Source organism: Klebsiella sp. A-Nf5, assembly GCF_002810545.1.
Taxonomy (GTDB): Bacteria; Pseudomonadota; Gammaproteobacteria; order Enterobacterales; family Enterobacteriaceae; genus Klebsiella; species Klebsiella variicola.
Genome location: NZ_PIOG01000227.1, coordinates 1 through 20,471, shown reverse-complemented (window position 1 = coordinate 20,471; position 20,471 = coordinate 1). Strand labels below are relative to the sequence as shown.

Annotated in this window: 20 protein-coding genes; 13 read left to right on the top strand and 7 right to left on the bottom strand. The window is 57.3% G+C overall.

The window, feature by feature from the left end; all coding sequences use genetic code 11:
- Positions 1–59: 59 nt before the first annotated feature.
- Positions 60–308 carry a tautomerase family protein gene (locus CWM53_RS22530; protein WP_032418869.1) on the bottom strand — a complete coding sequence of 83 codons (249 nt, stop codon included), beginning with the start codon at positions 306–308 and terminating at the stop codon, positions 60–62.
- Positions 309–368: 60 nt separating this feature from the next.
- On the opposite strand from CWM53_RS22530, the gene CWM53_RS22525 reads away from it, so the two are divergent.
- Both CWM53_RS22525 and CWM53_RS22520 read left to right on the top strand, forming a co-directional pair.
- Positions 369–845, top strand: coding sequence for a winged helix-turn-helix transcriptional regulator (locus tag CWM53_RS22525; RefSeq protein WP_061154321.1), 477 nt, complete (start codon positions 369–371; stop codon positions 843–845).
- Positions 846–1,050: 205 nt separating this feature from the next.
- The gene (locus tag CWM53_RS22520; protein ID WP_100729565.1) at positions 1,051–2,268 is read left to right on the top strand and encodes an MFS transporter; all 1,218 of its coding nucleotides are present in this window, start codon (positions 1,051–1,053) and stop codon (positions 2,266–2,268) included.
- A gap of 82 nt (positions 2,269–2,350) precedes the next feature.
- On the opposite strand, the gene CWM53_RS22515 is transcribed toward CWM53_RS22520, so the two are convergent.
- A complete protein-coding gene (locus tag CWM53_RS22515; protein ID WP_100729564.1) occupies positions 2,351–3,259 on the bottom strand; it encodes a DUF535 family protein in 909 nt (302 codons plus the stop codon).
- 290 nt (positions 3,260–3,549) lie between these two features.
- Between CWM53_RS22515 and CWM53_RS22510 the strand changes: the two genes are divergently transcribed.
- Positions 3,550–3,690, top strand: a complete 141-nt coding sequence (locus tag CWM53_RS22510; RefSeq protein WP_002908189.1) for a hypothetical protein — start codon at positions 3,550–3,552, stop codon at positions 3,688–3,690.
- 47 nt (positions 3,691–3,737) lie between these two features.
- Here the strand turns inward: CWM53_RS22510 and CWM53_RS22505 are convergent, their stop codons facing one another.
- Positions 3,738–4,628, bottom strand: a complete 891-nt coding sequence (locus CWM53_RS22505; RefSeq protein WP_012541468.1) for a LysR family transcriptional regulator — start codon at positions 4,626–4,628, stop codon at positions 3,738–3,740.
- A gap of 140 nt (positions 4,629–4,768) precedes the next feature.
- On the opposite strand from CWM53_RS22505, the gene CWM53_RS22500 reads away from it, so the two are divergent.
- From CWM53_RS22500 to CWM53_RS22475, 6 genes are read left to right on the top strand one after another with little or no spacing between them, the layout of a single operon-like run.
- A complete protein-coding gene (locus CWM53_RS22500) occupies positions 4,769–5,476 on the top strand; it encodes a CoA transferase subunit A (RefSeq protein WP_100729563.1) in 708 nt (235 codons plus the stop codon).
- 1 nt (position 5,477) lies between these two features.
- Entirely contained in the window at positions 5,478–6,134 is a 657-nt protein-coding gene (locus CWM53_RS22495) for a CoA transferase subunit B (protein WP_012541466.1), read from the top strand.
- 9 nt (positions 6,135–6,143) lie between these two features.
- Positions 6,144–7,325: an acetyl-CoA C-acetyltransferase gene (locus tag CWM53_RS22490; RefSeq protein WP_100750871.1), complete on the top strand. Its 1,182-nt coding sequence runs from the start codon at positions 6,144–6,146 to the stop codon at positions 7,323–7,325.
- Positions 7,326–7,336: 11 nt separating this feature from the next.
- Positions 7,337–8,260, top strand: coding sequence for a 3-hydroxyacyl-CoA dehydrogenase family protein (locus tag CWM53_RS22485; protein WP_100729561.1), 924 nt, complete (start codon positions 7,337–7,339; stop codon positions 8,258–8,260).
- A gap of 44 nt (positions 8,261–8,304) precedes the next feature.
- On the top strand, positions 8,305–9,699 hold the full coding sequence (locus CWM53_RS22480; RefSeq protein WP_206052718.1) for a GntP family permease: 1,395 nt from the start codon (positions 8,305–8,307) through the stop codon (positions 9,697–9,699).
- 23 nt (positions 9,700–9,722) lie between these two features.
- Entirely contained in the window at positions 9,723–10,493 is a 771-nt protein-coding gene (locus CWM53_RS22475; RefSeq protein WP_074385615.1) for a 3-hydroxybutyrate dehydrogenase, read from the top strand.
- A 606-nt stretch (positions 10,494–11,099) separates the two neighbouring features.
- On the opposite strand, the gene CWM53_RS22465 is transcribed toward CWM53_RS22475, so the two are convergent.
- A complete protein-coding gene (locus CWM53_RS22465) occupies positions 11,100–11,492 on the bottom strand; it encodes a cell envelope integrity TolA C-terminal domain-containing protein (RefSeq protein WP_100729560.1) in 393 nt (130 codons plus the stop codon).
- A 91-nt stretch (positions 11,493–11,583) separates the two neighbouring features.
- Positions 11,584–12,456 (bottom strand): LysR family transcriptional regulator, encoded by an 873-nt coding sequence (locus CWM53_RS22460; RefSeq protein WP_004145376.1) that lies wholly within the window; start codon positions 12,454–12,456, stop codon positions 11,584–11,586.
- A 106-nt stretch (positions 12,457–12,562) separates the two neighbouring features.
- Between CWM53_RS22460 and budA the strand changes: the two genes are divergently transcribed.
- The 4 genes from budA to CWM53_RS32090 all read left to right on the top strand — a co-directional run bounded on the left by budA (position 12,563) and on the right by CWM53_RS32090 (position 16,857).
- Positions 12,563–13,342, top strand: a complete 780-nt coding sequence (gene budA, locus CWM53_RS22455; RefSeq protein ID WP_008804548.1) for an acetolactate decarboxylase — start codon at positions 12,563–12,565, stop codon at positions 13,340–13,342.
- A 9-nt stretch (positions 13,343–13,351) separates the two neighbouring features.
- Complete coding sequence (gene alsS, locus CWM53_RS22450; RefSeq protein ID WP_060876476.1) at positions 13,352–15,031, top strand: acetolactate synthase AlsS; 1,680 nt, start codon at positions 13,352–13,354, stop codon at positions 15,029–15,031.
- A gap of 23 nt (positions 15,032–15,054) precedes the next feature.
- Complete coding sequence (locus tag CWM53_RS22445) at positions 15,055–15,825, top strand: (S)-acetoin forming diacetyl reductase (protein WP_008804546.1); 771 nt, start codon at positions 15,055–15,057, stop codon at positions 15,823–15,825.
- 390 nt (positions 15,826–16,215) lie between these two features.
- On the top strand, positions 16,216–16,857 hold the full coding sequence (locus CWM53_RS32090) for a hypothetical protein (RefSeq protein ID WP_100729559.1): 642 nt from the start codon (positions 16,216–16,218) through the stop codon (positions 16,855–16,857).
- A gap of 127 nt (positions 16,858–16,984) precedes the next feature.
- On the opposite strand, the gene CWM53_RS22435 is transcribed toward CWM53_RS32090, so the two are convergent.
- Both CWM53_RS22435 and kexD read right to left on the bottom strand, forming a co-directional pair.
- On the bottom strand, positions 16,985–17,521 hold the full coding sequence (locus CWM53_RS22435; protein ID WP_004151178.1) for a GNAT family N-acetyltransferase: 537 nt from the start codon (positions 17,519–17,521) through the stop codon (positions 16,985–16,987).
- 75 nt (positions 17,522–17,596) lie between these two features.
- Positions 17,597–20,471 (bottom strand): multidrug efflux RND transporter permease subunit KexD (gene kexD, locus CWM53_RS22430; RefSeq protein WP_165785120.1); only part of this gene is annotated, 2,875 nt, incomplete at its 5' end.

Sequence of the window (20,471 nt, the reverse complement as noted above, 5' to 3'; positions counted from 1 at the left end):
ACCCGGCGATCTGTCCCCTCTTCTGCGTCAGATCGCCGGGCCGGGCTTCGCCGCCCGTTTTATTCCGGGGATCCGTCGCGCCGCGCGGCGGCAAATTTCGCCGCGATCATCGCGGCCGTCGGCTGGACGCCCCCCAGACTCCACTGCTCCGGGTCATGTTCGTCAATGCGGATCCAGACGGACTGGCGGAACTGCGGATCGCCCAGCCCCTCAATCTCCACCAGCAGATCGGTCATCCGTCGCAGCAGTTCACTTTTCTGTTCCGCGGTCATGATCCCTTTAATGGTTTGCACGTTAACAAATGGCACGCTATTCTCCTTAGCATCTAGGTCTAAAATTCAAACTCAGAGTAGAAGGTCATTCTCGCGATGTCAAAAAATAAATCACTGCCCTACCTCGACCCGGCGCTGTGCGGCCTGGCGGAAGGGGCGAAAATCCTCGGCGACCGTTGGGTGCTGTTGATCCTCCGCGAAGCGTTTTACGGCGTGACGCGCTTTGAAACGATGCTGTCGCACACCCATATCACCCGCCAGACGCTCACCACCCGGTTAAAAACCATGACCGAAACGGGATTGCTCAGCAAAGTGCCTTACCGGGAAGCCGGCTCCCGCGAACGGTATGAATATGTTCTGACCGATAAAAGCCGTAGCCTGGCGCTGGTGCTGTTCGCCCTGATGGAATGGGGCCACCAGCACGTGCTGCACAGCGCGCCGCATATTGCATTGGTGGACAGCGCCAGTGGCGAGGCCGTCCATCCGGGGTTTATTACTGCCAGCGGCACCGTGGCGAGCCCCGCCGCCCTGCAGATCGTCAAAGCCGGGGAGGTTGATCCTCCTGAGGCGTGACCCTGACAAGGTCGCGGTTGCGCCGCTACAGAACTTTCGTACGCCTCTGGCGAAAGCCGCCGCAAGCGGGTATGTTGCATAGCCACGGTACCCGACGAGCGCGGGACATTTTTGTTTCATCGAACTGTGCGATAAAGGATGAAGGCATCCGGTAACCACGACCCGGCCATTCCGACGCGCAGATCGTGCATGCTAAAGGTAGAAAATGTCGCTTCGTTCTCTGCGGGCTTTATGTCTGACCAGCTTTTTTATTGCCGACGTGCGCGACGGCCTCGGCCCGTTTCTGGGGATCTTTCTCACCCAGCGTCACTGGCAGGCGGAGGACATTGGCCTGCTGATGTCCGTCGGCGGTATCGCCGGCCTGCTGGCGACCCTGCCCGCCGGCTTCATCACCGACAGCTCGCGGCATAAGCGCTTGCTGCTGGCCGGGGTTTGCCTGGTGATCACCCTCACCACCCTGTTGCTCTGGTTTAGTCAGAAGACCAGCGTGGTCGGCCTCTCGCAAGTCGCCAGCGGCATCTGCGCGGCCTTTGTCGGACCGCTGATCGCCGGGATTACCCTCGGTCTTGCCAGACAGCGCGGCTTTAGCGCCCAGATGGGGAAAAACGAAGCCTTCAACCACGCGGGGAATTTTTTCACCGCGCTAATGGCCGGGGCTATCGCCTGGTACTGGGGCATCGGCGGCATTTTCATTCTGATGGCCTGTACCACGCTGCTTACCCTGGTCGCCCTGCTGGCGATCCGCGGCGGCGATATAGACGATGACGCCGCCCGCGGCATCGAAGCGGCATCCGCGCCCTCCCTGCCGGGGTTTGCCATCCTGTTCCGCCATACGCCGCTGCTGATCGCCGGCGTGACCCTGATGCTGTTCCATCTCGCCAATGCCGCGCTGTTGCCGATGCTGAGCATGCGGATCGCCGCCGCGCCCGGACACCTCAATCCCGGACTGTTTGCTGCCGCCACGGTGATTATTTCGCAGGTGGTGATGATCCCGGTGGCCATCCGGGTCGCTGGCAGCATCGACAAATACGGTTACTGGCGATGCATCCTGCTGGCGCTGCTGATCATGCCCATCCGCGCGGCGCTGGCGGCGTCCAGCGACGCCCCGGCGATGATGGTCCCGGTGCAAATTCTTGATGGCCTGGCGGCAGGGATTTTGGGGGTGGCGGTGCCCAGCTTTATCGTCTCGCTGCTGCGCGGCAGCGGGCACGTTAACGCCGGACAGAGCGTGGTGATGCTGATGCAGGGCGCCGGGGCGGCAATGAGTCCGGCGTTAACCGGGTCTATCGCCGGGCACTACTCCTATGCCACCGCCTTCGGCGTGCTGAGCGTTATCGCGATTGTCGCCCTGATGGTATGGTGGCGCAGCGCTCCGCTGCTCACCGCCTCCGCGTCACCGCCAATCGGCGAGAGCGGGCAGTAACCTACGGCACAGCGACCTGGGGAAAGAGGAAATCGCCAGCCGGACAGCAGCCCCCTGCAGCCCGGCTGGCGTATGAGAGGCGTTAATTCACCCGTGCTCGCAACGTAATGTGCTGCAGGGCGTTCGCCATATCGAGCTGAATCAACTCCTTGACACCTTCGCGCTTAATAAACTGGCTGCGGTGCTTACTTTTCACCTCTTCAATACTTTTTTTGATCTCTTGCGCCGGTAATTTATACCAGCCGCGATCCTGTTTCTCACCACCCATTTCCAGCCACAGCGATGAATAACTGGCTTTCACCAGATCGCTTTTCACGTGGTAATCGGAATCGATCGCGTAGACGGTGGTGATGCTGAAATAACGCAGGAAACCATACAGCACGCTCATGATGATATTTTTCGGCCGCGTGCCATGCAGCTCTTTAGTCAGCACCTTCACTTCGTCATTGGTGATATCTTTCCCGCCCTGGATGCCGCCAATATAGGCGCGGCCATCATCGGTACAGGAAAAACAGACGCTATAGACGCGCCGGTCACCGAGAAACAGCTGCAGCATCAGCTCCCCCTCCTCCTGAAACGGCGACGCCAACAGCTTAACGTCAAGATTATCGCCATTTTTCAAAGGAATAGAGAACATCGCGCGACCAAAATCCGCCACATTGTACAGCTGCGGCAAGACATCAGGGTGAAACGTTTTCTCAATAAAATTCAGTGAACCGTGGGCAATATCCAGCTTGCGTCGTTTTGACAGCCGTTTATTGAGATACGCCTTAAATGGTTTATCCTCGAAAGGCACCAGCCCTTTGGTTACGGCTGTCAACCGCGCGCACTGATATTTTGCACAAAGTTCTTGATATTCTCTGTATTTACCTCCTGCGAGCGAGAGCTCTCTGCATTTTCGTAAAATTTTTTTATAGTTTATTTTGACCTGACCGATCACTTTATTATGTTTACGCCATTCTTTGATGGCGCCTGCAACAGTATGTTCCATTGATTAAGATCCATAGATTCATCCATAATCGCGGGCATATTAACATAAAAGCTTTTCGTCAACGCTTAATTACTCCTTCGTTGTCCTTTCATTTAATATATACACAGGAAATCATTCTGCCTGGTGATTAATAAAGCCAACGCCAGTCTGTCAACGGTTATTTATGGTAGGGGAAGCCTGGCGCTCAGCGACTTAACGCTCTGTGCGTTCGGCGCGGAGAGCGGCTACATCCGCTGGCGGTTTTGCCCTATACTTGACGCTGATTAAAAACCAGCAACGATAGGTAACTTATGGAAATTGATCTCGACAACCTGGTCTTCAGCGGCCTGGATGAAGCAGAAGAACGCAACGCGGAGCGTCTGGAAGAAGCGGACAAAAAAGCGCAGGCGATCGTTGCCGATGACGATTGCGGCGACGCCTGCAAAATCTGATTGTCAAACCGGCCAGCAGGCCGGTTTTTTTTGCCCCTCCCGCCTGCTCAGGTCGGCAAGAACCCTTTCAGCGTATCCAGCAGCGCCTGCGCCGCCTTTGACAGCGGCATATGCCCGGCATGGATCGCGCCGACGCATTTCTCAATCGGCGGATCGCTGAGCGGGATGCAGACGGCCCCCAGGGAGGTCATCTGCGTTTTACACAGCGCCGGTACCGCGCTGCCCCCCAGGCCGCTGGCCACCATTCTTCCCACCGTCACCAACTGGTGACTCTCCAGCGCCACGTCCAGCTGGCGACCGCTGCGCGCCAGCGCCTCCTCCAGCATCAAGCGTACCGCCGAGGGACGCTGAAGGGTAATAAAATCGAGGGTCAACAGCTCCTGCCAGGTGAGCTGCTTTTTCTTCGCCAGCGGCGATTGCCGGGGAACGATCGCCACGAAGCGGTCCACCGCCAGCGGGGTAAACAGCAGGTTGTGGGTGGGCGATGGCTCGAAGGCAATGCCCATCTCCACTCGCCCCTCGCGCACCATCTCGATCACCTGCTCATTAATCACGTCATGCACCGTGACGTTCACGCCGGCATAGCGGTCGCGAAAGGCCTTCAGCGCCTCCGGCAGGACGTTGGCGGCAAACGACGGCATCGCGGCCACCGAAATTTTACCCCGCTGCAGGGTAAAGCTCTGACGCATGGCCTCCTCGACGTTATCCCAGTCGGCCAGCAGTTGACGGGCCATCGGCAGAAAGAGTTCCCCCTCCTGGGTAAGGGTCACTTTGCGGGTGCTGCGCTGCAGCAGCGCGCCACCCAGCGCCTCCTCCAACCCCTTGATGGTCAAACTGAGGGCTGGCTGCGACAAATTGAGCCTTTCGCTGGCGTGGGCGAAATTCAGAGTGTGAGCTACCGCTAAAAACGCGCGTAACTGTTTGACACTCATTCTCATTTTTCTTCCTGTTAACTAATTGAAAAAAATTAGTTAACAGGAAATTAATTAAAATTCCAAATGAGTGGGTCACAAATTCAAAATTATCAAATCAGTCTCCAGCGCCAATGATAAGGCTATCGCAAGGCAGGAGAGACAAGATGGCAGGACTGGATAAACGCGTCGCCAGCTATGAAGCGGCGCTGGAAGGGTTAACGGACGGCATGACGCTGCTTGCTGGCGGTTTCGGCCTGTGCGGCATTCCCGAGAACTTGATCGCCGAGGTGCAGCGTCGCCAGGTGCAGGGGCTGACAGTGGTCTCCAATAACTGCGGCGTCGACGGCTTCGGTCTCGGTATGCTGCTGGAGTCACGCCAGATCAGCAAGGTGGTGGCCTCTTACGTCGGGGAGAACGCGCTGTTTGAACAGCTGGTGCTGAGCGGCGAGCTGGCGGTTGAGCTCACCCCGCAGGGAACGCTGGCCGAAAAAATTCGCGCCGGCGGCGCCGGGATCCCCGGTTTTTACACCGCCACCGGCTATGGCACCCCGGTCGACGAAGGCAAAGAGGTGCGCCAGTTCGACGGCAGGCACTACATCCTTGAAGAGGCGATCCGCGGCGATTTCGCGCTGGTCAAAGGCTGGAAAGCCGACTGGTACGGCAATGTGGTTTATCGCCATACCGCGCAGAATTTCAACCCGCTGATGGCCACCGCCGGGCGTATTACGGTGGTGGAGGTGGAAGAGATTGTACCGCCGGGCGAACTGCCGCCCTCCGCCATCCACACCCCGGGGATCTATGTCGACCGGCTGATCGTCGGGCAATTCGAAAAACGTATTGAACAGCGCACCCTGCGCGCCGGAGGGCACTGAGATGCTGACCCGTGAACAAATGGCGATGCGCGTCGCCCAGGAGCTGCGCGACGGCGACTACGTCAACCTCGGGATCGGTATCCCGACGCTGGTGGCCAATTACATTCCCGCCGGTATTGAGGTGATGCTCCAGTCGGAGAACGGCCTGCTGGGGATGGGCGAATTTCCCGACGAAGCCACAATCGACGCCGACATGATTAACGCCGGCAAGCAGACCGTCACCGCGCAAACCGGGGCGGCCATCTTCGACTCCGCCCAGTCGTTCGCCATGATCCGCGGCGGTCACGTCGACCTGACCGTTCTTGGCGCCTTTGAGGTCGACGTCGCCGGCAACATCGCCTCATGGATGATCCCTGGAAAAATGGTCAAGGGGATGGGCGGCGCCATGGACCTGGTGGCCGGCGCGCAGAACATCATCGTGGTGATGACCCACGCCTCAAAAAACGGTGAATCCAAACTGCTGCCGCAGTGCACTCTGCCGCTCACCGGCGTGGGCTGTATTCGCCGGGTGCTCACCGACCTGGCCCTGCTGGACATTGTCGACGGCGCGTTTGTCCTGCGCGAAGTGGCCCCGGGAGTGAGCCCCGACGAGGTGATGCGTAAAACGGCGGGACGACTGATCGTGGCCGACGATGTGCGCGAAATGCGCTTCAGCTAAGGAGAGACCATGACCGATATTGCCATTGTTGCTGCAGTACGCACCCCGGTCGGCAGCTTTCGCGGCGCCTTCGCCCCTCTTTCCGCCGTCGACCTCGGCGCCGCGGTGGTACGCAGCCTGCTTGAACGCGGCCAGTTGCCCGCCGCGGCGGTGGACGAACTGATTTTCGGCCAGGTGCTCACCGCCGGCTGCGGGCAGAACCCGGCGCGCCAGACCGCGCTGCGGGCCGGCCTGCCGGTGGACACCCCGGCGGTCACCGTCAATCTGGTGTGCGGCTCCGGGCTGAAAGCGGTTCAGCAGGCGGTGCAGGCGATCCGCTGCGGCGACGCCGAGATCGTCATCGCCGGCGGCCAGGAGAGCATGAGCAATGCCCCCTACCTGATGCACGGCGCCCGCGACGGCCTGCGTTTCGGCCACGCCAGCCTGCAGGACAGCATGATTCTGGACGGCCTGTGGGACGCCTTTAACGACTACCACATGGGCATTACCGCCGAGAACCTCGCCGACGCCTTCGACATCAGCCGCGAGCGCCAGGATGCCTTTGCCGCCGGGTCCCAGCGCAAAGCGGCGGCCGCCATCGCCGCCGGGCGTTTTCGTGAGGAGATCGTCCCGGTCAGCGTCCCGCAGGGCAAAAAGCCGCCGCGAATCGTGACTGACGACGAGCAACCGCGCCCGGAGACCAGCGAGCAGCAGCTGGCCCAGCTGCGCCCGGCGTTTCGTCCCGCTGACGGCAGCGTCACTGCCGGGAATGCCTCGTCGCTGAACGACGGCGCCGCGGCGGTCCTGCTGATGAGCGTCGATAAAGCGCACGCGCTCGGGCTACCGGTGCTGGCGCGCATTGTCAGCTCAGCGGTCGCCGGGGTCGACCCATCGGTGATGGGCATCGGCCCGGTGAGCGCCTGCCGCAAAGCGCTGCAGCGCGCCGGCTGGACGCTGGACGAGGTGGATCTTATCGAAGCTAACGAGGCTTTTGCCGTCCAGGCGCTGGCCGTCGGTCAGCTGCTTGAGTGGGATAGCGAGAAGGTCAACGTCAACGGCGGTGCCATCGCCCTTGGCCATCCCATCGGCGCCTCCGGCTGCCGGATCCTCGTCAGTCTGGTGCATGAGATGCAGCGCCGGGGCGCCAGCAAAGGGCTGGCAACCCTGTGCGTCGGCGGCGGCCAGGGCATCGCCATGACCCTTCAACGTTAACAGGAGCTACTATGTTTACACCACGCCTGGCGGTACTCGGCGCGGGACTGATGGGCGTCGGCATCGCCTGTCATTTCGCCCGTCACGGTCACGCCGTCCGCCTGTATGACACCGATCCGCAGCGTCTCGCCGAGGTTCCGGCGGTGGCCAGCGCCATCCTGTGCGAGCTGGAGGCCAGCGGTCAGCAGGATCCCGCCGACCGCGACGCCGTGCTGGCCCGTCTGACCCCCACCCCAGCGCTGAATGCCCTGGCCGACACCACGCTGCTGATAGAAGCGATCCCCGAGCGGCTACCACTGAAGCACGCCCTGTATGCCGAACTGGAAACGCTGATCGCCGACGAGGCGATTATCGCCAGCAACACCAGCGGCCTGCCGCCGGACTCGCTGGCGCAGGGCATGCGCCACCCTGAACGGCTGCTGATCGCCCACTTCTGGCATCCGCCGCACCTGATCCCGTTGGTGGAAGTGGTGCCCGGGAGCGCCACGCTGCCCCATCTGGCGCGCCAGGTGAGCGACTTTTGCGCCGCCTGCGCGCTGGAAGCGGTGGTGCTCAATCGCGCCGCGCCGGGCTTTGTCGGCAACCGGCTGCAGTTCGCCCTGCTGCGCGAAGCACTGCATATCGTCCACAGCGGCATTGCCTCTGCCGAGGTGGTGGACCAGGTGATGCGCGCCTCGCTGGGCCGCCGCTATGCGATGGTCGGCCCGCTGGAGGCAGCGGACATGACCGGGCTGGCAACGGTCCAGGATATTTGCCAGCACCTGCTGCCAGAGCTGGCCAGCGGGACGGAGATGATGTCGCTGGTGGCGGAGAAGGTGGCGCGAGGCGACACCGGTGCCCGCAGTGGGCAAGGCTTTTACCGCTGGGATGAGGCGCGGCAACAGCGCATCCAGTCGCGCCGGGAACATCAGCTTCGCTATGCCCTGAAGCCCTAGTATCGCGTTCTGTACCCCTACAATAACAATGAGAGTGAGACGTCGTGATGAGTGTGATAATTGCCCTGGCCGCGCTGGCGTTACTGATGCTGGCGGCCTACCGTGGATACAGCGTGATCCTCTTTGCGCCGATCGCCGCCCTCGGCGCGGTGCTGGTCACCGACCCGGGCGCGGTCGGCCCGGCCTTTACCGGCCTGTTTATGGAAAAAATGGTCGGCTTCGTGAAGCTCTATTTCCCGGTGTTTCTGCTGGGCGCCGTGTTCGGCAAGCTGATTGAGCTGTCGGGGTTCTCGCGGTCGATTGTCGCCGCCGCCATCCGCATCCTCGGACGCCGCCACGCGATCCCGGTGATCGTGCTGGTGTGCGCCCTGCTGACCTACGGCGGGGTGTCGCTGTTTGTGGTGGCCTTTGCCGTCTACCCTTTCGCCGCCGAACTGTTTCGACAGAGCGGGATCCCCAAACGGCTGATCCCGGCCACCGTCGCCCTCGGGGCATTCTCATTTACCATGGACGCCCTGCCCGGCACGCCGCAGATCCAGAATATTATTCCCACCAGCTTCTTCGGCACCAACGCCTGGGCGGCCCCCTGGCTGGGGCTTATCGGCTCGCTGTTCATCATCATCTTCGGTTTGCTGTGGCTGGAGCGTCAGCGCCGCAAAGCGCAGGCCCGCGGCGAAGGCTATGGGACCGACCTGCAAAATGAGCCGGAAACCCCGGATGACATCGATCTGCCGCATCCGCTGATCGCTATCGCCCCGTTGCTGTTAGTAGGGGTACTGAATCTGCTGTTTACCCACTGGATCCCGCAGTGGTACGGCGCCAGCCATGAGCTCACCCTGCCGGGTCTGGCGAAGCCTATCGTCACCGAAGTGGGGAAAATCACCGCCATCTGGGCGGTACAGGCGGCGCTGCTCTCCGGCATTGTGCTGGTGCTGGTCTGCGGCTATCGCAATATCCGCGGCCGGCTGGCGGAGGGGAGCCGAACGGCGGTCGGCGGCGCTATTCTCGCGGCGATGAACACCGCCTCTGAGTACGGATTCGGCGCGGTTATCGCCGCCCTGCCGGGTTTCCTGGTGCTGTCGAAAGCCCTCGCGGCCATTCCCAATCCGCTGTTAAACGAGGCGATCAGCGTCACGGTGCTGGCCGGGATCACCGGCTCGGCCTCCGGGGGGATGAGCATCGCGCTGGCGGCGATGTCCGAGACCTTTGTCGCCGCCGCCCACGCCGCCAATATTCCGCTCGAGGTCCTGCACCGCGTCGCCGCCATGGCCAGCGGCGGCATGGATACCCTGCCGCATAACGGGGCGGTGATCACCCTGCTGGCGATCACCGGCCTGAGCCATCGCCAGGCCTACGGCGGCATTTTCGCCATCACGGTGATCAAAAGCCTCGCGGTACTGTTTGTCATTGCCACGTTCTATGTGACCGGCATTGTCTGATACCAGATTGAAGGAGTAATAAAATGAATTTGCACGGTAAAACGGCGCTGGTCACCGGCTCCACCAGCGGGATCGGTTTAGGGATCGCCAAAGTGCTGGCTCAGGCGGGCGCGCAGGTGGTACTCAATGGCTTCGGCGACAGCAGCCACGCCCGCGCTGAAGTCGCCGCGCTGGGCAAGATCCCCGGCTATCACGACGCCGACCTGCGCGACGTCGGGCAGATCGAGGCGATGATGCACTATGCCGAAAGCACCTTCGGTGGCGTCGATATTGTGATCAATAACGCCGGCATCCAGCACGTCGCCCCGGTGGATCAGTTTCCGGTGGACAAATGGAACGACATCATCGCGATCAATCTCTCCAGCGTCTTCCACACCACCCGCCTGGCGCTGCCGGGTATGCGCCAGCGCAACTGGGGGCGCATCATCAACATAGCCTCAGTGCATGGCCTGGTGGCGTCGAAAGAGAAATCGGCCTACGTCGCCGCCAAGCACGCGGTGGTCGGCCTGACCAAAACCGTGGCCCTGGAAACCGCTCGCAGCGGCATTACCTGCAACGCCATCTGCCCGGGCTGGGTGCTGACCCCGCTGGTGCAGCAGCAGATCGATAAGCGCATCGCCGAGGGGGTCGATCCGGAGCAGGCCAGCGCCCAGCTGCTGGCGGAAAAACAGCCCTCCGGGGAGTTTGTCACCCCGCAGCAACTGGGCGAAATGGCGCTGTTTCTGTGCAGCGACGCCGCCGCCCAGGTGCGCGGCGCCGCGTGGAACATGGATGGCGGCTGGGTGGCGCAGTAGACGAACTCGGGGAGTCTGGTAATGGCTCCCCTGTTACTGCAGCGACAGGCTGACTAACCGCCAATTGACTTCAAGGTGGCAGCTGCAGTGATCAATACGCCAATCACCACAGGATAAAAAACAGCATAAATGATATAACACTCGATTTTCCGGTCTCTGGTATAGAAACAGATGGTGTTACCAATACTAATGAGAGACCCCAGGAAACCAACGGTGGCTAAAACAGCTATAAACGTTAATAGCCAGTAATATGCCCCCCCCCACACCACGGTTGCTGAGACAACCCAACATTGCCAGCGCTTGCAACAAACACAGTGCCATTGCGCCGGAGCAATTTTCACAAATTTTGCCGTAAAGTCTGAATGTTGACCACACCTGTAAATTAATTTTATTCACTGACCACTCCTTGTTTAAGGCAGCAAATGATTTAACCCTGTGAAATTCAATTTCTATTTCCTGAAATACTTAAAAGCATTAATTTAATCAGCTAATACAATAGCCTACTGTTGAAAACAATAAAAAACACATTGCAGTTACATATTAATATTACCCCTCCTTTCTCTCGGGAAATTATTAGTTAGTTAACCAAAAAAGACTTTCCTCAATCTAGTCTCCCTGCATATTAAAACGTGACCGGGCAAAGGCATCATAGACTTGCTGACTGGTAAATGCCGGGAAGGTCGCCCGTGCTGCCGCTTCGCGCAGCGCGGCGCAGTATGCTTTATTTCCCTCGACGGCGTCGATTTTTTCCAGTTTACCATCGCGGGCAAACTCAAGATGCAGACGGCACTTTTTCCCGTGCCACGCATATCGATCGGCAAGCTGGGCCTCCAGCGCGTTTTTAATCGCCCTTGCCTGCTGCCCATATTCATCCTCGTCGCTAAAACGTCCGGAGTTACAGCTGCCGACGGCCGAGGTTTTATGGCAATCGGACGGGTGCAGCGGCGTGCAGCCGCTAAGCACCGCAAGCAACATCACCTGCATCACTCTTTTTTTCATAATCCTTCCCTGTTTGTACAAGCACTGAAAGACCGCCTAACTGTAACGTGAAAGCAAGAGCATGCGGCCTGCCAATTATCAGGGGAGACAATTAAAACATCGCCAGAAAGCGTTTCACCGTGCGCGAACGCTCAAAGCGCCGCCAGGCGATGGCGATGTCGGTCTTCAGCGGCGCCCCGCTGAGCGGGTGATAGCTGACGTTCGGCTGCTGAATGCAGGTCATCGACTGCGGAACCAGCGCGAAGCCGAACCCGGCATTGACCATGCTCAGCGACGACGAAATCTGCGACGACTGCCAGGCACGCTCCATGTCGATTCCGGCGCGCAGGCAGCTGTTGTACACCAGCTCATACAGCCCGGGGGCCACCTCCCGCGGGAAGAGGATCGGCGCCACGTCGCGCAGCTGCTCCAGAGCCAGGGTCGGCTGCGTCGCCAGCGGGTTATCGCGCGGCAGCGCGATGACCATCGGCTCCTCATCAATAATCCGCAGATTAAAGGCTTTACTGCTCTCGCACGGCAGACGGACGAAGGCGATATCCAGCTCGGCCTCGCTCAGGGCGGTCATCAGATTGGCCATATTGTCTTCCATCTGGTGCAGGGTCACCCCGGGGTGGTCGAGCTGAAAACGATGCAGCAACGTGAAGATTTGCGGATGGAAAGCATCAGAACTGGTAATGCCTAGCGACAGGCTGCCGTTCATCCCGCGCGCAATGCCCTTGGCCTTCTCCAGCGCCGCATCGCTCATGGCGAGGATCTGGCGGGCATCCTCATAGAACGACTCTCCCGCTTCCGTCAGCTCCACCCCGCGGGTTAAACGCCGAAACAGCGGGGTCCCCACCTCTCGTTCAAGTCGCTGAATTTGCTGACTTAACGGAGGTTGTGAAATACCCAGCTCCTTGGCGGCCTGGGTGAAGTGCCGCGTCCTGGCGACGGCGACAAAATAACGAAGATAACGAAGTTCCATATCGAAAACGTCTCAAACCAGCATGGTTTCTATATTGGAACTGTGAGCTGAATCGGGTCAACATTTATTTAACCTTTCTTATATTTGTTGAACGAGGAAGTGGTATATGAATCACTCTGCTGAATGCACCTGCGAAGAGAGTCTGTGCGAAACCCTACGGGCGTTTTCCGCACAGCATCCGGAGAGCGTGCTCTATCAGACATCGCTCATGAGCGCCCTGCTGAGCGGGGTTTACGAAGGCAGCACCACCATCGCGGACCTGCTGAAACACGGCGATTTCGGCCTCGGCACCTTTAATGAGCTGGACGGGGAGCTGATCGCCTTCAGCAGTCAGGTCTATCAGCTGCGCGCCGACGGTAGCGCGCGCAAAGCCCAGCCGGAGCAGAAAACGCCGTTCGCGGTGATGACCTGGTTTCAGCCGCAGTACCGCAAAACCTTTGACCATCCGGTGAGCCGCCAGCAACTGCACGACGTTATTGACCAGCAAATTCCCTCTGACAACCTGTTCTGCGCCCTGCGCATCGACGGCCATTTCCGCCATGCCCATACCCGCACTGTGCCGCGCCAGACGCCGCCGTACCGGGCGATGACCGACGTCCTCGACGATCAGCCGGTGTTCCGCTTTAACCAGCGCGAAGGGGTGCTGGTCGGCTTCCGTACCCCGCAGCATATGCAGGGGATCAACGTCGCCGGGTATCACGAGCACTTTATTACCGATGACCGCAAAGGCGGCGGTCACCTGCTGGATTACCAGCTCGATCACGGGGTGTTGACCTTCGGCGAAATTCACAAGCTGATGATCGACCTGCCCGCCGACAGCGCGTTCCTGCAGGCCAATCTGCATCCCGATAATCTCGATGCCGCCATCCGTTCCGTAGAAAGTTAAGGGGTTCACATGGACAAACAGTATCCGGTACGCCAGTGGGCGCACGGCGCCGATCTCGTCGTCAGCCAGCTGGAAGCTCAGGGCGTACGTCAGATCTTCGGCATCCCCGGCGCCAAAATCGACAAGGTGTTCGACTCACTGCTGGATTCCTCGATTCGCATTATTCCGGTACGCCACGAAGCCAACGCCGCGTTTATGGCCGCCGCGGTCGGACGCATTACCGGCAAAGCGGGCGTGGCGCTGGTCACCTCCGGTCCGGGCTGTTCCAATCTGATCACCGGCATGGCCACCGCCAACAGCGAAGGTGACCCGGTGGTCGCCCTGGGCGGCGCGGTGAAACGCGCCGATAAGGCGAAGCAGGTCCATCAGAGTATGGATACGGTGGCGATGTTCAGCCCGGTCACCAAATACGCCGTCGAGGTGACGGCGCCGGATGCGCTGGCGGAAGTGGTCTCCAACGCCTTCCGTGCCGCCGAGCAGGGCCGCCCGGGCAGCGCGTTCGTCAGCCTGCCGCAGGATGTGGTCGATGGTCCGGTCAGCGGTAAAGTGCTGCCGGCCAGCCGGGCACCGCAGATGGGCGCCGCGCCGGATGACGCCATCGATCAGGTGGCGAAGCTTATCGCTCAGGCGAAGAACCCGATCTTCCTGCTCGGCCTGATGGCCAGCCAGCCGGAAAACAGCGCGGCGCTGCGCCGTTTGCTGGAGGCCAGCCATATTCCGGTCACCAGCACCTATCAGGCCGCCGGGGCGGTGAATCAGGATAACTTCTCTCGCTTCGCCGGCCGGGTCGGGCTGTTTAACAACCAGGCCGGGGACCGTCTGCTGCAGCTCGCCGACCTGGTGATCTGCATCGGCTACAGCCCGGTGGAATATGAACCGGCGATGTGGAACAGCGGCAACGCGACGCTGGTGCATATCGACGTGCTGCCCGCCTATGAAGAGCGCAACTATACCCCGAATGTCGAGCTGGTGGGCGATATCGCCGGCACCCTCAACAAGCTGGCGCAAAATATCGATCACCGGCTGGTGCTCTCCCCGCAGGCGGCGGAGATCCTCCGCGACCGCCAGCACCAGCGCGAGCTGCTGGACCGCCGCGGCGCGCAGCTGAATCAGTTTGCCCTGCATCCGCTGCGCATCGTTCGCGCCATGCAGGATATCGTCAACAGCGACGTCACGCTGACCGTGGACATGGGCAGCTTCCATATCTGGATCGCCCGCTACCTGTACAGCTTCCGCGCCCGTCAGGTGATGATCTCCAACGGCCAGCAGACCATGGGCGTCGCCCTGCCCTGGGCCATCGGCGCCTGGCTGGTCAATCCTGAGCGCAAAGTGGTCTCCGTCTCCGGCGACGGCGGCTTCCTGCAGTCGAGCATGGAGCTGGAGACCGCCGTCCGCCTGAAAGCCAACGTGCTGCATCTCATCTGGGTCGATAACGGCTACAACATGGTGGCCATCCAGGAAGAGAAAAAATACCAGCGCCTGTCCGGCGTCGAGTTCGGACCGATGGATTTTAAAGCCTATGCCGAATCCTTCGGCGCCAAAGGGTTTGCCGTGGAAAGCGCCGAGGCGCTGGAACCGACCCTGCGCGCGGCGATGGATGTCGACGGCCCGGCGGTGGTGGCCATCCCGGTGGATTATCGCGATAACCCGCTGCTGATGGGTCAGCTGCATCTGAGTCAGATTCTGTAAGTCATCACAATAAGGAAAGGAAAATGAAAAAAGTCGCACTTGTTACCGGCGCCGGCCAGGGGATTGGTAAAGCTATCGCGCTTCGTCTGGTGAAGGATGGATTTGCCGTGGCCATTGCCGATTATAACGATGCCACCGCCAAAGCGGTCGCCTCCGAAATCAACCAGGCCGGCGGACACGCCGTGGCGGTGAAAGTGGATGTCTCCGACCGCGATCAGGTGTTTGCCGCCGTCGAACAGGCACGCAAAACGCTGGGCGGCTTCGACGTCATCGTCAATAACGCCGGTGTGGCGCCGTCCACGCCGATCGAGTCCATCACCCCGGAGATTGTCGACAAAGTCTACAACATCAACGTCAAAGGGGTGATCTGGGGCATCCAGGCGGCGGTCGAGGCCTTTAAGAAAGAGGGGCACGGCGGGAAAATCATCAACGCCTGTTCCCAGGCCGGCCACGTCGGCAACCCGGAGCTGGCAGTGTATAGCTCCAGCAAATTCGCGGTACGCGGCTTAACCCAGACCGCCGCTCGCGACCTCGCGCCGCTGGGCATCACGGTCAACGGCTACTGCCCGGGGATTGTCAAAACGCCAATGTGGGCCGAAATTGACCGCCAGGTGTCCGAAGCCGCCGGTAAACCGCTGGGTTACGGTACCGCCGAGTTCGCCAAACGCATCACTCTCGGTCGGCTGTCCGAGCCGGAAGATGTCGCCGCCTGCGTCTCCTATCTTGCCAGCCCGGATTCTGATTACATGACCGGTCAGTCCTTGCTGATCGACGGCGGGATGGTATTTAACTAATAAAAAATAAGCTCTGACATGGCTTGCCCCTGCTTTCGCGCAGGGGCTTTTTTTGTTTGGGTGTAAGCATCCCAGCAAAACGAAGCATCAATATTTGCGGGCTTCTGGCGTTCCTACTTACGCTTCTGGCACGACGTGGGCAATCTGACTGGGATGAAGGTCTAATTTGAGCGAGGAGCGGAAGTTCGGGAACGGGATAGCTCCATTGATGACTTTATGCTACGTGTTAAACCACAGGTAATGGAGTTGCTGCCGGAGAAAGTAGTATTCTTTAGACTGAGATCTTTTGAAAGGAACTGTAGTTGCTATAAAATTGAGGAACCAAATTTTTTAGCTTTTAAAAAATAAAATATTATCTCTTTTAGAAATTAGATAAGCAGGAGAAAAGCTATGATATCGGTAATAAAGGACCTATTTAGTAACCAAGTGGTTTCCGCAGTCATTCTTACTATCATTGGAGCGATTACAAAAAAGTATATTCAGTTTCATCGCAGAGACTTTTTTTCACGCTCATCCTCCGAGCAGATAAAAGCAGTCGAATGGCTTAGAACCTCTTCTGTACCCATCTCCGATCCGTTAGCAAAGGCGGAACAGCAGTTCCGCCTACAGTCGTTCGGACTGCATAGAGATTGGCATTTATCTTATAAAATCATATGCTTGAGTTCCGATTATGCACAGTCATTAATTCCGTCCTTGAAGGCAGTCTTGCGTTATCAGGGCATGTACACAATTACTAACGGGAATATATACCCTCATAAATTCCATAAGTGGATAATACCTTTTGTGTTAATATCGTTGCTATTATATATCGGTGCTGAGATATACAGAGGTTCTTCACAGAGTGATGGTATAGAGATTTTGAAATCTCTATACGTCGTTATTGTGGCTTTTATAGTATGGTGTTGGGTCGCTGCTTGTGCTCTGAGAGTATCAAGCATCAGTAAAAAGCTCAATGCCTATATCCCACCCGCAAACGATTTTAAATCCAATACATACGATTTCAGTTCAATACTCAATAATAGATATCCCTAGCCTGCTGATCTGCTTCCCGTAAATACTGATACCTGGCAGTAAGCGAGATCCGCTTCTGGCACGGCGCGAACTGTTAACTGAGCCAAAGGTCCGCCATGAGCGAGGAGCGGACATTTTTCTTCGTCCTCTACTTCGTCCATTCTTTATGCAGTAACGCATAGATGTATGTGTCGTCATACCTTGCCTTACCCTCCTCGTTTTCAAAGGAGACAAATTCTTTAAAACATCCTTCACGTCGCATAAGTAGTCGCTCGCATAGTTTTTGAGAGGAGTAATTATAATCTTCCACCCAGGCATACAAACGTCTGGCGCCTTTTACTTTAAATAAATAATCAAACAGTGCAGCAACTGACTCGCTTGCATATCCCTGATGTTCAAAACGTTGATTAAAATGCCAGCCTACTGACCAGGTATTGCTGTCTGGCTCGTTGCTATTGTCCGCAAAAAGATGTCCGATTAACGTATCGGTTTCATTTAGACAAACGGCAAACTGTGTTGGGTCAGAGGCTCGTTTAGCCACGTCGACCTCTGCCTCAGCGAGTGAATGTAACTTTTCATCCTTAAAGCAAGGAGTACGTGGTGAAGAGAGGTAATCGAAAAGAGCTGCCGCATCCTCTTCCTTAAAATGGCGAATGATTAATCTTTGAGTGGTAATGATGGTCATAATGTCCTTGATAATGTAATGCCAGCCAGTTCAGCAAGAAGTCTGCTTTAAACTGGCCGGAACACAGGGCAGAGATTAGCCGTTCCGGCTATTCCCCAGTCTGTATTTTCGCATGCCTGTAAATCGTGTGATCGTCACGAAAAATACCGGAACAAAGAAAATGGCCAGTAGCGTTCCGCTAATCATCCCGCCGAATACACCGGTACCAATCGCATGCTGCGTGCTGTCGCTGGCTCCACTGGCAAGCATCAGCGGAACAACACCTAATGTGAAAGCCAGAGAAGTCATCAGAATTGGCCGTAAGCGTAGCTTTGCAGCCGTCAATGTGGCGTCAATAAGGCTCTTTCCTTCTTTCATCAATTGTCTCGCGAACTCGATAATCAGAATCGCATTCTTGGCGGAAAGTCCAATCAGGGTTATCAGACCCACTTTGAAAAAGACGTCATTCGTCATATTTGTAACGGATACGGCCAGCACAGCGCCGAGCAGCCCCAGAGGAACAACGAGCATGACCGCGAAGGGAATGGACCAGCTTTCGTAAAGAGCAGCCAGCACCATGAATACCACCAGTACCGAGAGCACAATAAGACCCGGAAGCTGTGATGCAGACTCTTTTTCCTGTAACGAACTTCCCGCCCACTCACCGGCGAACCCCGGTGGTAAGTGCTTAGCCAGATTGTCCATTGCCGCCATTGCGGTACCTGACGATTTTCCCTGTGCGGAACTCCCGGTTATGCGTATGGCAGGATATCCCTGATAGCGTATCAGTTGCTGCGGTGCAACATTCCACGAAAGCGTCACAAAAGTGGATAATGGAAGCATCTGCCCCAGACGGTTTTTAACAGACAAAGCCAAAAGTTGTTCAGGCTGCATCCGGTATGGCGCATCCGCCTGGACGATAACCTGCTGAACCCGACCATTATTGGTATAGTCATTAACATAATTGGAACCTGCTGCAACGGAAATGGTTTGATTTATTTCATCAAACGAAACCCCCATGGCTTCCGCTTTTTCCCTGTCGACATGCAGGGAAAGGCTTGTTCCCTCACCAAGTCCATCAATATAGACATCGGCAAGGTGAGGATTATGATTTGCCTGTACAATAAGCTCATCGGCCGCCTTTTTGAGTGCCTGATAGCCTTTCCCCCCTCTGTCCTGTAAATAATAAGTGAACCCGGATGAGGTTCCCATATCAGAAATAGCCGGAGGCAGCAGACTCATTGTTACGGCGTCCGGCACGTTTGCCATTTGGGACCGAATATGGTCAGCTTCTTCCTGTGCCGTGGTTCCTTTGCGTTGTCTCCAGTCCTTGAGGGTGGTGAATGCCATGGCCGAATTTTGGCCTGACCCTGAAAAACCAAATCCCAGAATCATAATGTTACTTTCTACCGCCTGCCGATGGGCGATCTCCTCTTCAAATGTATCGACGACCTTAAGCGTCCGCTGCATCGTGGCATCAGAAGGAAGCTGGATTGAGGACATAAAATAACCCTGATCTTCATCAGGTAAAAATGATGATGGTAAGGTGGACAGCCCGGCAAACAATGCCAAACATAATGCAGCGTAGATCATCATCATACGGCCAGTACGCTTCAGTACAAATCCCAGACCAGTGGCGTAAAACGAAGTCAGGCGATGAAAGTGAGCGTTAAACCACGCTGAAAATACGCTGCTTTTACCCTGATGAATACCATGTGGTTTGAGCAGGGTTGCACAAAGCGCAGGCGTTAACGTCAGCGCCAGGAATGCCGACAGTAAAATGGATATCGCCATCGAAATGCTGAACTGTCGATAAATAATACCCACAGAACCGCTGGCAAAGGCCATTGGTATAAACACCGCAGTGAGCACCAGCGTAATACCAATGATTGCCGGCGTAATTTCACGCATCGCTTCTCGCGTTGCATCCTGTGGAGACATTTTTTTGTCTTCCATCAGTCGTTCGACGTTCTCCACCACAACAATAGCATCGTCAACAATAATCCCGATGGCCAGTATCATTCCAAACATGGTTAAAATATTGATGGAATAACCGCTTAATAGCATTACGGTAAATGTGCCGAGCAGCGCCACGGGTGCCACAATCGCAGGAATAAGCGTACAGCGTATCTTGTGAAGGAAAAGCAGCATCACGAAAAAGACCAGAACCATGGCTTCAACAAATGTCTCAACTACCTTCAATATCGATAGCTTTACAAATGGAGCCGTATCGAAAGGCACGGTGAATGTCATTCCCTCGGGAAGCACACCGGACAGTTCTGTTAACCGCGCGCGGATACCCGACGCAGTACTAATCGCATTTGCGCCAGGAGACAACTGAATGGCGGCAGCCGTTGCAGGCACGCCATTTTCACGGATGCCAAATGCGTAACTTTGCAACCCGGATTCCACGCGGGCAACGTCTGCCAGTGTCACCCGGGCGGCTGAGACCTGTGATTTAATCGTGATATTGCGAAATTCTTCAACCGAAGAGAGCTGCCCTTTTACCGTTATTGGATAGGTCACCTCTTGACTGCTCGTCGCGGGTTCATCTCCGGTTCTGCCCGGTGAAACAATCACGTTTTGTTGACTGATGGCGCTTAATACATCCGTAACAGAGAGCCCATAGCTGTGTAATTTCATCGGGTCCAGCCATATGCGGAGTGCCTTTTCTCCGCCAAAAAGCTGGACTTTACCTACACCAGATACGCGACGGAGTTCATCAGTAACATTCCTTGCAAAATAATCGCTTAAGTCAGCTTCCTGATAGGCTCCGCTTGGCGATTTTAACCCCACCATCATTAAAAAACCGGAATTAGCTGCCTCAACATTTATCCCATTCTGTCTTACCGACTGCGGCAGGCGGGATTCCACAATTTTAATTTGGTTTTGCAGATCCATCTGGGCGAGTTTGATGTCGGTGCCGGGTTTGAAAGTTACCGTAATTGACGCCATCCCTGTCGTGTCACTG